This is a genomic window from Terribacillus sp. 7520-G (assembly GCF_002271665.1).
Taxonomy (GTDB): Bacteria; Bacillota; Bacilli; order Bacillales; family Amphibacillaceae; genus Terribacillus.
This window is the reverse complement of record NZ_NQFP01000024.1, coordinates 1-13,877: the sequence shown is the minus strand read 5'-3', so window position 1 is coordinate 13,877 and position 13,877 is coordinate 1. Positions and strand designations below refer to the sequence as shown.

Below are 13,877 nucleotides of genomic sequence, written 5' to 3'. Positions count from 1 at the left end.
CACTCTCCTATTGATAAATCTGCTTCTCTTTTAATATCCTTAGTGTGATTTCTGCTGCTTTGCTTCCCGTTGCATTTCCGTCCCTTAAATTCGTTGCGAAAAAATAAGTATCCGAATTTGTTTCTACAAAGCCGATGAACCAGCCATTCGCGGCTTTACCGTTCACAATGCCAGTTCCGGTTTTCCCGTAAAGCACAGCTCCATGTTTTTGCGCCAGCATCAATGATGCTTTGACTTCCTTGATGTTTTCGGGAGCAGCGCCGAATTCATTCCGATAAAAATTCCGCAGCAGCTCCACTTGTTCGAATGGAGATATCCTTAAGGATGACTCCAGCCAAAAGTCTCTCATTCCTCCGGATATATCCTCATTCCCATAATGATATTCAGCTAACAACTTTTGTATCTGCTGCTTCCCTACCTGCTGATCAAGATCTTGGAAGTACCACGTAACCGAATTACGCATGGCAGATTGCAAGTCTTGATTTTGGTTCCAGGTCCCATATTCATAATTGTTTCCATCCCAATTCCTATTTGTAGCTCCTGGACGGATGATACCTTCTTCCAAAGCTGTTAAAGCACTATATATCTTATAAGTGGAATTAGGGGAAACTCTTTGGGCGCTCTGCTCTATATTATGGACATAATACTTGTCTTTTTGCATGCTGTATAAAACGAAGCTGCTGCTATCTCCCTTGAGGAAGTCGCTTAAGTCCTCTTCCTCCACATCTTTGCCCTGGATATGATATTGATCATCCGGGAAAGCTGCCGCACGGAACGCCGGCACCTGTATCGTCACAACGAGCCCCAGTATAATCAATATAGCCACGCTCTTCCTGATACGCTTCTTCGCAGGAAAGCCTCCGGCTGCTATATACAGAATCCGCTGCTTCAGATGACTCTTGGAACTGATGATTGGATGGATAAACTGATCGAGCCTTAGCTGTTTCGATTTTTCAGCATAATACAAGATCGTCCTTCCATAATCCAAATTCTCTTCAACATCATTCAAGGATTTCATCACTGCAGCATCACAGGCTATTTCACGGTCCAGCCGCATTTCCTTCCATGCATGCCACACGAGCGGGTTGAACCAGTGTAGGATTCGAGCCAGCAAAAAGAGATAATTCCAATGCACATGTCTGCTTTTATAATGATGCAATTCATGAAGCAGGACATGCTTTAATTCCCTTGTCACACCTTCTTTTTCAACTGTGGCCGGCAGAATCAGATATGTTTGGAACAGCCCGAAAATGAATGGGGACGTAACCGAAGAAGACTGTTTCAGCTTGATTTTTTTCCGTATGGATAGCTGTACTTTGCAATGCCCAAACAGCTCGTTTATTCCCTCATCACGTATGGGATGTGCACTCCTCACTAGCTTCATCAGTTTCCACAGCGTGAAGGAAACGGCTAAAATGCCTATAACCAAACCGGATATCCAGATACCATTGATCAGCCGATCCAATAGGGAAACATCCATACGCGTGACAGAACTTCCAAAGTCATTCATCCAGCCAGTATTGGATGGACCAGATAAAATGGAATGATTTACAGCATTGTGTCCAGTCATTTTGTGCATGGATATTGGTTCTGCCATACCGAAACGCTTAAATGGCAAGAAAGGAAGAAATAAAGCTCCCAGCACGAAAAACCATAAATAATATCGCCACGCTGGGGCGAGGTGCGCAGCAAGAAACCGTCGAATGAAGAAAATGATCCCTATCGTAGCAGAAGATAATGTCAATACCAGCAGCAATCGAACCAATGTCACTTTCCTTTCCTCCTCTCGTCCATCGTTTATAACTTCCATTTTACAGTTGACAGCTCTAGATTACAAATGTAATATTGACTACAGTTGTAATCCAAATACGGAAAGGAGAAGAAAAATGAAAATTTCAACCTGCTTATTTAGTGCACTATTCGCTTTTTGTTTGCTGGCTGGCTGCTCCAGCAGCACCAATGAGGGTTCTGATACAAGTTCCTCCGTTCAAGCTGCAGAAGATGCCCAGGAGCCGTTTGCCGACTTAGAAAAGGCTTACGATGCGCACTTGGGCGTCTATGCCATTGATACTGGTTCCGGGAAAACAGCTGCTTACCGGGAAAATGAACGATTTGGCTTTGCTTCAACGCATAAAGCTTTGTCCGCAGCCGTTCTATTGCAGCAGAACTCGCTTAAAGACCTTGATAAAAAAATCATGTATACCCGCGATGATCTGGTAAACTACAATCCAATCACCGAAAAACATATCGATTCTGGTATGACATTAAAAGAGCTGGGCGAGGCCTCTGTCAGTTACAGCGATAACACTGCTGCCAATTTGATATTTGAGGAAATCGGCGGTCCGGATGGTCTTAAACAAGCATTGCGGGATATCGGCGATCAAGTGACAGAACCTTCCAGGATCGAGCCGGAATTAAATAATGTAAAACCAGGTGAAACACAAGATACCAGCACACCAAAAGCCTTGGCAGAAAGCCTCCGAGCCTTTACCTTAGGAGACAGCCTTCCTGCTGAAAAACGCCAGCTTCTTATTGATTGGTTAAAAGGCAATACAACAGGAGACGCCCTGATTAAGGCTGGTGTCCCCGAGGAGTGGGAAGTCGGCGACAAAACCGGTGCCGGGGCTTATGGGACAAGAAACGATATTGCCGTCCTTTGGCCGCCTGATAGCGACCCAATTATAATGGCTGTCATGTCTAGCCGTGATGAAGCCGACGCAAAATATGATGATGCTTTGATTGCAAAGGCTGCCGAAGAAGCTGTCTCCATCCTATCTGCTGAGGAATGAAAGGGATATTAGAGCGTAAACCGTGCTTTAGAAATACCTGTAGATCAGGGGGATTGCCCATCGACAAAACTTCTGTACGATCATATGAAGAAAGAAAAGATTGAACGCCCTCTCAAGGATTCCGAAGACAAGGACTAGAATGAAAACATCGGAAATCAGTCGCTGATTTCATAAACTTGCTCAAACGTATGGATGGTATATTCTGAATGTCTTATACATTCGAATGCCGGCTATTTGAATAGAGTCACTGATGTTTGAGTCCAAACGGATGATACAGCCACCTTCCCAAAATAAAAACGGGACATTCGATGATCAAATGATCGAATGTCCCGTTGCAAGCTATTATGGATTAGTGGACCACAAGCCGGCGGATTTAATGAATGTACGACTATTCAATTTCAGCTGTGCCACAACAAATTCGGCAATATCCTCTGGCTGCATGACTTTTTCGGGGTTTCCGTCAGTCAGTTTATTTTCATATGCCAAATCAGTTGCCACTGTACTTGGTGTCAGGGCAGTTACACGGATATTATGCTTGCGTACTTCCATTGCCAGGGATTCAGTCAAACCAAGGACACCGAACTTCGATGCACTATACGCACTGGTAGCTGGTGCTCCTTTCTGGCCGGCAGTGGATGAAATATTGATGATGTCACCGGATTGCTGTTCGATCAAATCCGGAAGTACCGCGCGAGTGACATTGTAAACACCCATCAGGTTCACATCGATGATTTGTTTCCATTCCTCTGGATCAAGGTCCAGGAATCCGCCAAACTTCGCGATGCCGGCATTATTGATGAGGATATCAACTCCGCCAAGCTCTCCTTTCAGCTTATCGATTGCTGCAGTGACCTCGTCCAGGCTGGAAACATCCGCTGCTGCATAAGCTGTCTTGACCTTGTTTTCAAGTCCTTCCGCTACTGCTTTTACATGTTCTTCCGTACGGCCGATCAAGCCGATATGGGCACCCTCTGCTGCCAATGCCTCTGCCAAGGCGCGTCCGATACCACGTCCGCCGCCTGTAATGATAGCTCGTTTTCCTTGTAATGATTGTGCCATGTTATATGTATTCCTCCTTATATGAACCCATTCGCTCTATATTATCAGCCTGTCTGTCAGGTCAACAAGTGTTTTGCTTCATAAAGAATCGAAAACACTGTAAAAGCCTCTTTTCTATTATTGGATACGGAACGAAAAGAATATCTTTTAGAATTGCATAGCTTTTATCACACAAAAAAGAATGAGCAGCTCTGCTCATCCTCGAAATAATTGCTTTCGGCCCCTGCTTATAAAAAACGCATGGAAAATAAAATCATAAATTCCCCTCAATGAATGCAAGGGTTTTATCTATAATGATTTGCTGATCATGATCAAGGGTGGCAACATGATAGCTATCATGCAAAGGATATATTGCTTTTCTCTCAGACCCGATTGCATCGTGAATGAGTTTGGCATTGACTGGAGGGACTACATGATCTTCATCGGAAACAAAGATGAGCGCTGGACATGTCACCTTGGAAAGATCCCTTTTAACCGCTTCCATTAACTGCAGTATTTCCTTAACAGATCGCACAGGAGTCTTTTCATAAGCTAGCTCTTTTATTCCGGTTTTTTTGATGTCAGAACCGATTGCATCCAGAAATCTTACATCTTGCAGCTCGTGCACACTCTCCATCGATGGCACCGATACAGCTGCATTGATTGGAATGATGGCACGGATATCAGGATGATTCTCTGCCATATATAAAGACAGCGTGCCTCCCATTGACAGCCCGGTAACAAAGATTGTGTCACATCGCTCCTTCAGCCAATGATAGCCCTCTTCAACGGATGCTATCCAGTCCTCATGAGAGGTTTGTTCCATATCTTCATAATGCGTCCCATGCCCGTAAAGCCGCGGACCGCAGACAGTGTAGCCTGCTTTGGCATACGCCTCTCCCAATGGGCGCATACTCTGGGTGGATCCTGTAAAACCATGGGATAGGAGAATCCCTATTTCATTTCCCTCATAGTAAAATGCCTCCGCACCCTTCAATACCGGAAACTGATTTGACATGCGATTCCTCCTTAACTCAATAAGCTTTTGGATATGCTTACAATGATCCTTCCATTTATGTTTGAAAACGCTTTCCATTTTCATGATACCGCCCCTTGTTTACTAAAGCAACGGAAATGTATTTGCATATAAAAAGAGGATGAGCTCAAATTCGCTCATCCTCTTGATGAATTATTTATTCAGGTTGTAGAAAGATGCAAGGCCGCCGTAGATGCCGGATGCTTTCAACTCGTCTTCGATACGAAGAAGCTGGTTGTATTTCGCAACGCGGTCCGTACGGGATGGTGCACCAGTCTTGATTTGGCCAGCGTTAGTCGCTACCGCGATGTCAGCGATCGTTGCATCTTCGGATTCACCGGAGCGGTGAGAGATGACAGCAGTGTAGCCAGCGCGTTTTGCCATTTCGATTGCATCGAATGTTTCTGTAAGTGTACCGATTTGGTTAACTTTAACAAGGATGGAGTTGCCAACGCCTTGCTCGATACCTTGTTTCAAACGTTTTGTGTTTGTAACGAACAAATCATCACCAACAAGCTGCACTTTACCGCCAAGACGGTCAGTCAATAGCTTGTGGCCTTCCCAGTCGTTCTCGTCCAAACCATCTTCGATAGAGATGATTGGGTATTTGCTAGTCATTTCTTCATACCAAGCAACCATTTCTTCGGAAGTGCGGACAACGCCTTCCCCTTTCAGGTTGTACTTGCCATCTTCGTAGAACTCGGAAGATGCAACGTCCATTGCAAGTTTCACTTCTTCGCCTGGTTTGTAACCAGCAGCTTTGATTGCTTCTACGATTGTTTCAAGTGCTTCTTCATTGGAAGAAAGGTTTGGTGCGAAACCACCTTCATCACCAACCCCAGTGTTCAAGCCTTTGGACTGAAGGACTTTCTTCAGGCTGTGGAAGATTTCCGCCCCCATGCGAAGTGCTTCTTTGAATGTAGGAGCTCCTACAGGCATGATCATGAATTCCTGGATATCAACGTTGTTATCCGCATGCTCCCCACCGTTCAGGATGTTCATCATCGGTGTTGGAAGTGTTTTGGAGTTGAATCCGCCAAGGTAAGTGTAAAGCGGTACACCAAGGTGATCTGCTGCTGCGTGGGCAACTGCCATGGAAACACCAAGGATTGCGTTGGCACCGAATTTACCTTTGTTTTCTGTACCATCAAGATCGATCAAAAGCTGGTCGATGATCACTTGGCGTGTAACATCGATACCGATCAATTCCGGAGCGATTTTTTCGTTTACGTTGGCAACTGCTGTTTGTACGCCTTTGCCCAGGTAACGATCTTTATCACCGTCACGAAGCTCGACTGCTTCGTATTCACCGGTGGATGCACCGCTTGGTACGATTGCAGAACCGAAAGCACCGGATTCTGTTAGGACTTCTACTTCTACTGTAGGGTTACCGCGGGAGTCAAGGACTTCGCGTGCATATACGTCAGTAATGTATGGCATTATTCATTCTCTCCTCTTATTTTTTGATTAGGCTTGAGCCTGTCATTTCTTCTGGTTTCTCGACATCCAATAGATCCAACAGGGTTGGTGACAAGTCGGCAAGGATACCGCCGCTGCGGAGCTCGACGCCTTCTTTCGTCACGATTACCGGAACCGGATTCGTTGTATGGGCAGTCATTGGTTTATCTTCCAATGTGACTACTTCATCCGAGTTGCCGTGGTCAGCCGTGATGATGGCATGACCGCCTTTTTCAATGATTTTGTCGACGATTTTGCCTAGGCATTCGTCAACTGCTTCGATTGCTTTCACAGTCGGCTCCAGCATGCCGGAGTGTCCAACCATGTCCGGATTGGCGAAGTTCAGGATGATCGCTTGGTGCTTGTCCTGATCCAAGTCATCGAGTAACGCGTCCGTCACTTCATATGCACTCATTTCAGGCTTCAGGTCGTATGTCGCAACTTTCGGGCTGTCGATCAGGATACGATCTTCACCAGGGAACTTCTCTTCGCGTCCGCCGCTCATGAAGAACGTCACATGCGGGAACTTCTCTGTTTCGGCAATACGCAGCTGTTTGATATTGTTCTGGGAAAGCACTTCACCGATTGTGTTATCCAAGTTGACCGGCTTGTACGCTACATCGCCGTCCACTGTCTCACTGAAATTCGTCATGCAGACAAACTGGTTGATAACAGGCGGATGTTCGCCTCTATCAAAGTCACGGAAGTCTTTGTTTGCGAATGTCCGTGAAATCTGGATGGCACGGTCCGGACGGAAGTTATAGAAGATGATGGAATCATCATCCTGTATTTTCGCTACCGGTTCGCCGTTTTCCTCTGTAATGACAGATGGAAGCACGAATTCATCATAGATTTCATTTTTATAGGAATCTTCGATGACATCGTACGGGCTCTTGTATGCAGGGCCTTCCCCATAAACCATTGCATCGTACGCTTTTTTTACACGATCCCAGCGTTTGTCGCGGTCCATGGAATAATAGCGTCCGGTAAGCGTTGCAATCTTCCCGACCCCGATTTCCTTGATTTTCGCTTCTGTCTGGTCGATGAATTCCTTTGCACTGCGCTGACCGACATCACGACCGTCGAGGAAGCCGTGGATGTATACTTTTTCCAATCCATGCTTTTGGGCAAGCTCAAGGAGAGCGAACATATGATCAATGTGACTGTGTACGCCGCCGTTGGATAAAAGACCGAAGAGGTGCAGACTCTTATCGTTCTTTTTCGCATGCTCGACTGCATTCACCAGCACTTCATTTTCATAGAAGTCTCCTTCTTTGATGGATTTATTCACACGGGTAAGGCTTTGGTATACGATGCGTCCGGCACCGATATTCAAGTGACCTACCTCGGAATTCCCCATCTGGCCATCAGGCAAGCCAACCGCCTCTCCGCTTGCCGTAAGCTGGTTATGCGGATACTTGTTCCAATAACGGTCGAAGTTCGGCTTTTTGGCATGCTTCACTGCATTACCCTTTTCCTCATCGCGGATACCGAATCCATCAAGGATGATAAGGGCAGCTAGTTTGTCCTGACTCATTTTGCACCAGCCTCCACAAGCGCTAGGAAGGAATCTGCTTCCAGGCTTGCACCGCCGACCAAAGCGCCATCGATATCTGATTCTGCAAGAAGTTCATCCACATTTGCCGGCTTTACGCTTCCCCCGTATTGGATGCGTACAGCGTCAGCTGCTTCAGCGGAAACTTTCTCACTCACAACATTACGGATGAAGGTGCAGACTTCATTCGCTTGCTGTGCTGTTGCAGTTTTGCCGGTACCGATAGCCCATACAGGCTCGTAAGCAAGGATGACTTTTGCTACTTGTTCAGCAGAAAGGCCTTCCAATGCTTTTTCTACTTGGCCGCCGACTACTTCATTCGTTTTATCGCCTTCGCGCTCTTCAAGCGTTTCACCGATGCAGACGATCGGAGTGATGCCATGCTGCAATGCTGCATGTGTCTTTTTGTTTACAGACTCATCCGTTTCGTTGTAATACTCACGACGCTCGGAGTGACCGATCACCGCATATTCAACGCCGATGCTTTTTAGTGCTGCCGGGCTGATTTCACCAGTGAAGGCGCCGCTTTCTTCGTAGTGCATCGTTTGAGCAGCAATCTTAAGGTCTGTGCCTTCTGTTTGCTTCACCAATTCAGTCAAGTACAATGCTGGTGAACAAACGATTGCTTCCACTTTGTCACTGGATGGAATCTTCGCTTTTGTCGCTTCGATGAATTCTTTTGCTTCGGAAATTGTTTTGTTCATTTTCCAGTTTCCTGCAATTACGTTTTTACGCATTGTTTCCCATCCCTTCGTCTATTATTTATCGTCCAGTGCAGCTACGCCAGGAAGTTCTTTACCTTCCATGAATTCAAGGCTGGCTCCGCCGCCTGTGGAGATATGATCCATTTTGTCCGCCAGGCCGAATTTCTCTACAGCTGCAGCTGAGTCACCGCCGCCGATGATGGAGAATCCTTCCCCTTCGGCCAGTGCTTCACCGACTGCTTTCGTACCGCCGGAGAACGCGTTAAGCTCGAATACGCCCATAGGTCCGTTCCAGATGATCAATTTGGAATCTTGGACGATTTGTTTGTATTTTTCGCGTGTTTTCGGTCCGATATCAAGCGCTTCCCAATCTGCAGGGATTTCTTCGATACTTACTTCACGCTTGTTTGCATCCTCGGAGAAGTCATCTGCTACGATGACATCGACAGGCATCACCATGTTGACGCCTTTGTCTTTTGCCTTCTGCATGAATTCCTTCGCCAACTCGATTTTATCTTCTTCCAGCAAGGATTTTCCGATTTCGAAACCGCGTGCTTTCACGAAAGTATAAGAAAGGCCGCCGCCGATGATCAAGTTATCGACTTTGTCGAGCAAGTTGTCGATGACACCGATTTTGTCTTTGACTTTCGCCCCGCCGATGATTGCGGTAAATGGACGTTCCGGATCAGATAGCGCTTTACCCAGCACTTCCAATTCACGTTCAAGCAAAAGACCAGCTACTGCCGGGAGATGCTCCGCAATGCCTGCAGTGGAAGCATGCGCACGGTGTGCAGCGCCGAAAGCATCATTCACATAAACATCAGCCAAGGAAGCAAATGCTTTTGCCAATTCCGGATCATTCTTTTCTTCACCCGGCTCGAAGCGGACGTTCTCGATAAGAAGTACATCGCCATCAGCAAGGCTTGCTACGGCTTGGTTCACTTCTTCACCATGCACTTGATCCACTTTTGCGACTTCCTTATCCAGCAAGTCGCTCAGACGCTGTGCCACGGGATCCAAACGCAAGTCTTCCTTCACTTCGCCTTTCGGGCGGCCAAGGTGGCTTGCCAGGATCACTTTTGCACCTTGCTCGACAAGATGCTTGATTGTCGGAAGGGCAGCCTTGATCCGTGTATCATCGGTCACGGTGCCATTTTCCATTGGAACGTTGAAATCCACACGGCAGAAAACCTTCTTGCCAGCCACATCGATATCGCGGATTGATTTCTTGTTCATATCTACGCCTCCTCGAATACTTGTTACCTATGTATCTGTACCCTTATATGCATTCGCGATTGGCAGATAAGAAGAACAGGCATAGGCCAAAAGGGAGGGAGGTGCTCCTCCCTCCCTTTCTACCATTGCTTATTTACAATCAGATGCCTTTGCTTTTCAAGAATACAGCCAAGTCTACGCAGCGAGTGGAGTAACCCATTTCGTTATCGTACCAAGAAACAACTTTCACCATGTTATCTTCCAATACCATAGTGGAAAGTGCATCTACTGTGGAAGAGTTTTGGTTTCCGATGTAATCGGAAGATACAAGCGGCTCTTCGCTGTAGCCAAGAACGTGGCTAAGTTCGCCTTCGGCAGCTTCTTTCAAAGCAGCGTTAACTTCCTCGGCAGTCACGTTTTTGTCCAGTTCGGCAACCAAGTCGACGATGGAAGCATCAGCTACTGGCACACGCATAGCCATACCGTTCAATTTACCTTTCAATTCAGGCAATACTAGGGATACAGCTTTCGCAGCACCTGTAGTCGTCGGGATGATGTTTTGAGCTGCAGCACGTGCACGACGGTAGTCTTTGTGCGGCAGGTCAAGGATTTGCTGGTCGTTAGTGTACGCGTGAACTGTTGTCACTAGACCGCGATTGATTCCGAATGCATCATGAAGTACTTTTGCAACCGGAGCCAAGCAGTTAGTAGTACAAGAAGCGTTTGAAAGTACAGTATGCTCAGTTGGGTCATAGCTGTTTTCGTTGACACCCATAACGACAGTAAGGTCTTCACCTTTTGCTGGTGCAGAGATGATGACTTTTTTCGCTCCAGCTTCAACGTGTTTCTTCGCATCTTCACCATTTGTGAAAATACCAGTAGATTCAACTACTACTTCCACACCAAGGTCTCCCCAGCCAAGGTTAGCAGGATCGCGCTCGGAAAGAACTTTGATCTCTTTACCATCAACAACCAGGTTAGAGCCGTTGACAGATACTTCTGCATCAAGGATACCGTGTACAGAATCATACTTTAACAAATGGGCAAGCATATTCGCATCTGTAAGGTCGTTGATTGCAACTACCTCTGCTTCGCTGTTAGCAAGCGCTTGACGGAATACGTTACGTCCAATACGTCCAAAACCGTTAATACCAATTTTTACTGTCATGAAAATTTCCTCCTTGTAATAACTGAATGATTAAAGGGTCTGATGATCCTTTATTAACTGGTTCGCTGCCGCCTCATCGGTCACCAGGATATTGTTCTGTCCCAGTTTGAAATATGAGGCGATTGCACGAGCTTTCGAGGCACCGCCTGCAATAGCTATTACATGTTCTGCTTTATCCAAGTCCTCAAGCTGCAATCCGACCGTCCGTACACGATGGACCACATTCCCCTCAGCATCGAAGTAATAACCAAATGCCTCACTTACTGCGACACCACTTTGGATTTTCGCAACAAGCGGTGCAGGCGTCCGTCTCCGTTTCGCCATCGTCATGGCGTCACCGATACCGTGGATGACCACATTCGAACGGTTGATGATGGACAGGACTTCCTTGACGGAAGGCTCTTCGATAATTGTCTGATAAGATTCTTCCCCGATCGGATCAGGAACATACAGCAGTCTGTACTGACTTCTGGCACGTTTTGCCATGGCCGCACAAATCGTATTCGCTTCGTTTTCCACCTGCTCGCCGATACCTCCGCGTGCAGGCACGAACATGACATTCTCAGCTGTATGTATCGGCGGCATCGCTGCTGCCAGCGCTGCCATCGTGGTGCCTCCCGTCACTGCAACCGTGTAGTTCGGATGCAGCATCCCTTCCAGAAGCTGGGCACACCGTTTTCCCATCTCTTGTTTTACCCAATCCTGGGTATCACTATTACCGGGGACGACAATACAATTATCTATTCCTAGTGTTTCCCGGACACGCTGTTCCAAAACACTTATTTCAGAGGCTTCAAGCATAAAAGCTTTCAATTGCTCGTGAACTTCAAGTCCATCCTCGGTGATCTGCACTCCTTTTGTCGTCGTGTAGATCAATCCTTGGTTCTGCAGGAACTCGATTTCACCTCTGACTACCCGTTCTGCAAGATTCATGTTTTCAGCAAGGGTGCGACGTCCCAGCGGTCCCATTGTCTTAACGAATTGCAGGATGCCGTATCTTCGCTGCATAATTGTCAGGACATCAGGGAAAAGCTTTTTTTGTAGATCAATTATTGATCGCATAACATACCCCTTCTTTACTAAAGCCAAATGGGTCAAAAATGTCCCGGTATGTCATATATTGTCCCACTTGCTATAAAAAAAATTCCTCTTGCAGGATTATCATAACAGTAAGACCCTCTACATTCAACTTAAATCAACCGAAAAAAACAATTTATTCATATATTTATTTAACTTAACATTTTCATAACAAAAAGGCACCGACCTGAAGTCGATGCCTTTCTTCTATAATCATGTAAGAGCAGTTTCCGGGACTGCTGCTTGTGCTTTCTTTTCCCAAGGACGGGAACGCCATCTGCGATAAGCAAATATCCCGCGGAACCATTCATCGATCCCCATTGCAATCCAGACTCCAAGCAATCCGAGACCGAAGGATACGCCCAGTATATAGCTGAAGAGTACAGCAACCCCCCACATGCTGATGACACCGATGACAGCAGGGAATTTTGCATCACCTGCCGATTTAAGGGAGCTCATTAACACAATATTCATCGCGCGGCCAGGTTCGGTGAACGCGACCGCCCAAAGAATCGGGATCCCTACCGCTAAAATAGCGGGATCTTCGGTGAACATTTGCAGGATGGGCGCACCTGTCAAAGCGAAGGCCATGGAAACAATGAAAGATGCAATCATGGCAATCTTCAAAGTGCGCAATCCGCGCTTCAGCGCCCTATCGAACTGCCCGCCTCCGATATAGCGGGACACAAGCAGCTGCGTACCTTCGGCAATGGACATGGTGAACAAATAGCAGAGCATGGAAATATTATTGATATACACACGCGCTGCCAGGGAAGCATCCCCGAAATTCGCCACGATTGCCGTGATGACAATTTGGGAATACTGGTAAGAAAGATTTTCCGCCGCTGATGGCACACCGATGACAAGGATATCCTTGATATCTTTCACATGCATCTTGATCAGATTCGTTCCGGTGAAGCGAATCGCCAAGAAACGAGAAACAAAGTAGAACAATACAACCACCGCAAAAATACGGGCAATGACGATTGTCCAAGATACTCCGATAACTCCCGTCACCGGCATACCGAACAACCCAAAAATCGCTACTATATAACCTATCACACTCAATACATTCATCAAGACCGCCACGACCATGGATACTTTTGTACGGCCATTGGCACGCAGGATCGCACTCAGCGTCAAGGACAAAGATTCCAAAAACAAAGATGCCCCGCTTATTTTCACAAAGGTAGTCGCATATGCAAGCGTATCACCTTTCAAATCGAAGAAACCAAGAAATACTGAACCGAACAATACGACGACAGCAGAAACGATCAAACCGAACCAGAAGTTCATGCCGAATGCTGTCCGGGCTGTCTGCCGGGCATGCGCCAAATCTTCCGCACCGAGCTTCTGGCCGATGATGATCATGGAGGCAATAGACGTGACGTTAAAAACCAAAATAAAAATGCTAATCAGCTGATTGGCTACGCCGACTCCGGCAGCAGCTAAATCTGAGTAATGACTCAGCATCAGTGTAGCAACGATACCCATTCCCATATGAAGGGCCAATTCAATAAACAGTGGCCAAGAGATACGAAACAACGTTTGCTCAGATGTAGAAGTTGGATTACCCAACAGACATTCTCCTTTTCGTTTAAAATCAAACTCACTCTATATTAATCCTTTTTTTGAGAATGTAAAGGGCTTTGTTTAAAAAAGCCAAAAATTATTTTATATACCCCGGCCAGCAGTAAACAAACGCTTTTTACTAAAAAAATCATCATTCCATCAGGTATTTTTGCAATCGCTTCCAATGATTTCGATAAAAAACTTCTGTTATTGACATCCTGCAAATACTTTCAGACACAAAAAAGAATCTTCCAAAAGAAGATTC

General features: G+C 46.3%; 11 protein-coding genes. 1 reads left to right on the top strand and 10 read right to left on the bottom strand.

Features of this window, described 5'->3' with window-relative positions:
- Window positions 1-7 precede the first annotated feature (7 nt).
- Complete coding sequence (locus CHH53_RS09340) at window positions 8-1,771, bottom strand: BlaR1 family beta-lactam sensor/signal transducer (protein ID WP_158221527.1); 1,764 nt, start codon at window positions 1,769-1,771, stop codon at window positions 8-10.
- 115 nt (window positions 1,772-1,886) lie between these two features.
- Here CHH53_RS09340 and bla point away from each other — a divergent pair, with 115 nt between their 5' ends.
- A complete protein-coding gene (bla, locus tag CHH53_RS09335; RefSeq protein WP_095215862.1) occupies window positions 1,887-2,789 on the top strand; it encodes a class A beta-lactamase in 903 nt (300 codons plus the stop codon).
- Between the two features lie 342 nt (window positions 2,790-3,131).
- On the opposite strand, the gene CHH53_RS09330 is transcribed toward bla, so the two are convergent.
- From CHH53_RS09330 to CHH53_RS09290, 9 genes are all read right to left on the bottom strand, one after another.
- Window positions 3,132-3,848: a 3-ketoacyl-ACP reductase gene (locus CHH53_RS09330; RefSeq protein WP_095215861.1), complete on the bottom strand. Its 717-nt coding sequence runs from the start codon at window positions 3,846-3,848 to the stop codon at window positions 3,132-3,134.
- A 253-nt stretch (window positions 3,849-4,101) separates the two neighbouring features.
- The gene (locus CHH53_RS09325) at window positions 4,102-4,845 is read right to left on the bottom strand and encodes an alpha/beta hydrolase (RefSeq protein WP_095215860.1); all 744 of its coding nucleotides are present in this window, start codon (window positions 4,843-4,845) and stop codon (window positions 4,102-4,104) included.
- A gap of 171 nt (window positions 4,846-5,016) precedes the next feature.
- Window positions 5,017-6,303, bottom strand: coding sequence for a phosphopyruvate hydratase (eno, locus tag CHH53_RS09320; RefSeq protein ID WP_095215859.1), 1,287 nt, complete (start codon window positions 6,301-6,303; stop codon window positions 5,017-5,019).
- A 16-nt stretch (window positions 6,304-6,319) separates the two neighbouring features.
- Window positions 6,320-7,858 carry a 2,3-bisphosphoglycerate-independent phosphoglycerate mutase gene (gpmI, locus tag CHH53_RS09315; RefSeq protein WP_095215858.1) on the bottom strand — a complete coding sequence of 513 codons (1,539 nt, stop codon included), beginning with the start codon at window positions 7,856-7,858 and terminating at the stop codon, window positions 6,320-6,322.
- Window positions 7,855-8,613: a triose-phosphate isomerase gene (gene tpiA / locus CHH53_RS09310; RefSeq protein ID WP_095215857.1), complete on the bottom strand. Its 759-nt coding sequence runs from the start codon at window positions 8,611-8,613 to the stop codon at window positions 7,855-7,857. The genes gpmI and tpiA overlap by 4 nt, the downstream gene beginning before the upstream one ends.
- Before the next feature lie 21 nt (window positions 8,614-8,634).
- Window positions 8,635-9,816 carry a phosphoglycerate kinase gene (locus CHH53_RS09305; RefSeq protein ID WP_095215856.1) on the bottom strand — a complete coding sequence of 394 codons (1,182 nt, stop codon included), beginning with the start codon at window positions 9,814-9,816 and terminating at the stop codon, window positions 8,635-8,637.
- 139 nt (window positions 9,817-9,955) lie between these two features.
- A complete protein-coding gene (gene gap / locus CHH53_RS09300; RefSeq protein WP_095215855.1) occupies window positions 9,956-10,963 on the bottom strand; it encodes a type I glyceraldehyde-3-phosphate dehydrogenase in 1,008 nt (335 codons plus the stop codon).
- Window positions 10,964-10,993: 30 nt separating this feature from the next.
- Complete coding sequence (locus CHH53_RS09295; protein ID WP_095215854.1) at window positions 10,994-12,025, bottom strand: sugar-binding transcriptional regulator; 1,032 nt, start codon at window positions 12,023-12,025, stop codon at window positions 10,994-10,996.
- 228 nt (window positions 12,026-12,253) lie between these two features.
- The gene (locus tag CHH53_RS09290; RefSeq protein ID WP_095215853.1) at window positions 12,254-13,618 is read right to left on the bottom strand and encodes an MATE family efflux transporter; all 1,365 of its coding nucleotides are present in this window, start codon (window positions 13,616-13,618) and stop codon (window positions 12,254-12,256) included.
- Window positions 13,619-13,877 lie beyond the last annotated feature (259 nt).

Bases quoted from the DNA above. Each gene is read 5' to 3' on its own strand.
- bla (WP_095215862.1), top strand. From the start codon at position 1,887: ATGAAAATTTCAACCTGCTTATTTAGTGCACTATTCGCTTTTTGTTTG.
- gap (WP_095215855.1), bottom strand. From the start codon at position 10,963: ATGACAGTAAAAATTGGTATTAACGGTTTTGGACGTATTGGACGTAAC.
- CHH53_RS09305 (WP_095215856.1), bottom strand. From the start codon at position 9,816: ATGAACAAGAAATCAATCCGCGATATCGATGTGGCTGGCAAGAAGGTT.
- gpmI (WP_095215858.1), bottom strand. From the start codon at position 7,858: ATGAGTCAGGACAAACTAGCTGCCCTTATCATCCTTGATGGATTCGGT.
- CHH53_RS09330 (WP_095215861.1), bottom strand. From the start codon at position 3,848: ATGGCACAATCATTACAAGGAAAACGAGCTATCATTACAGGCGGCGGA.
- CHH53_RS09295 (WP_095215854.1), bottom strand. From the start codon at position 12,025: ATGCGATCAATAATTGATCTACAAAAAAAGCTTTTCCCTGATGTCCTG.
- CHH53_RS09325 (WP_095215860.1), bottom strand. From the start codon at position 4,845: ATGTCAAATCAGTTTCCGGTATTGAAGGGTGCGGAGGCATTTTACTAT.
- eno (WP_095215859.1), bottom strand. From the start codon at position 6,303: ATGCCATACATTACTGACGTATATGCACGCGAAGTCCTTGACTCCCGC.
- tpiA (WP_095215857.1), bottom strand. From the start codon at position 8,613: ATGCGTAAAAACGTAATTGCAGGAAACTGGAAAATGAACAAAACAATT.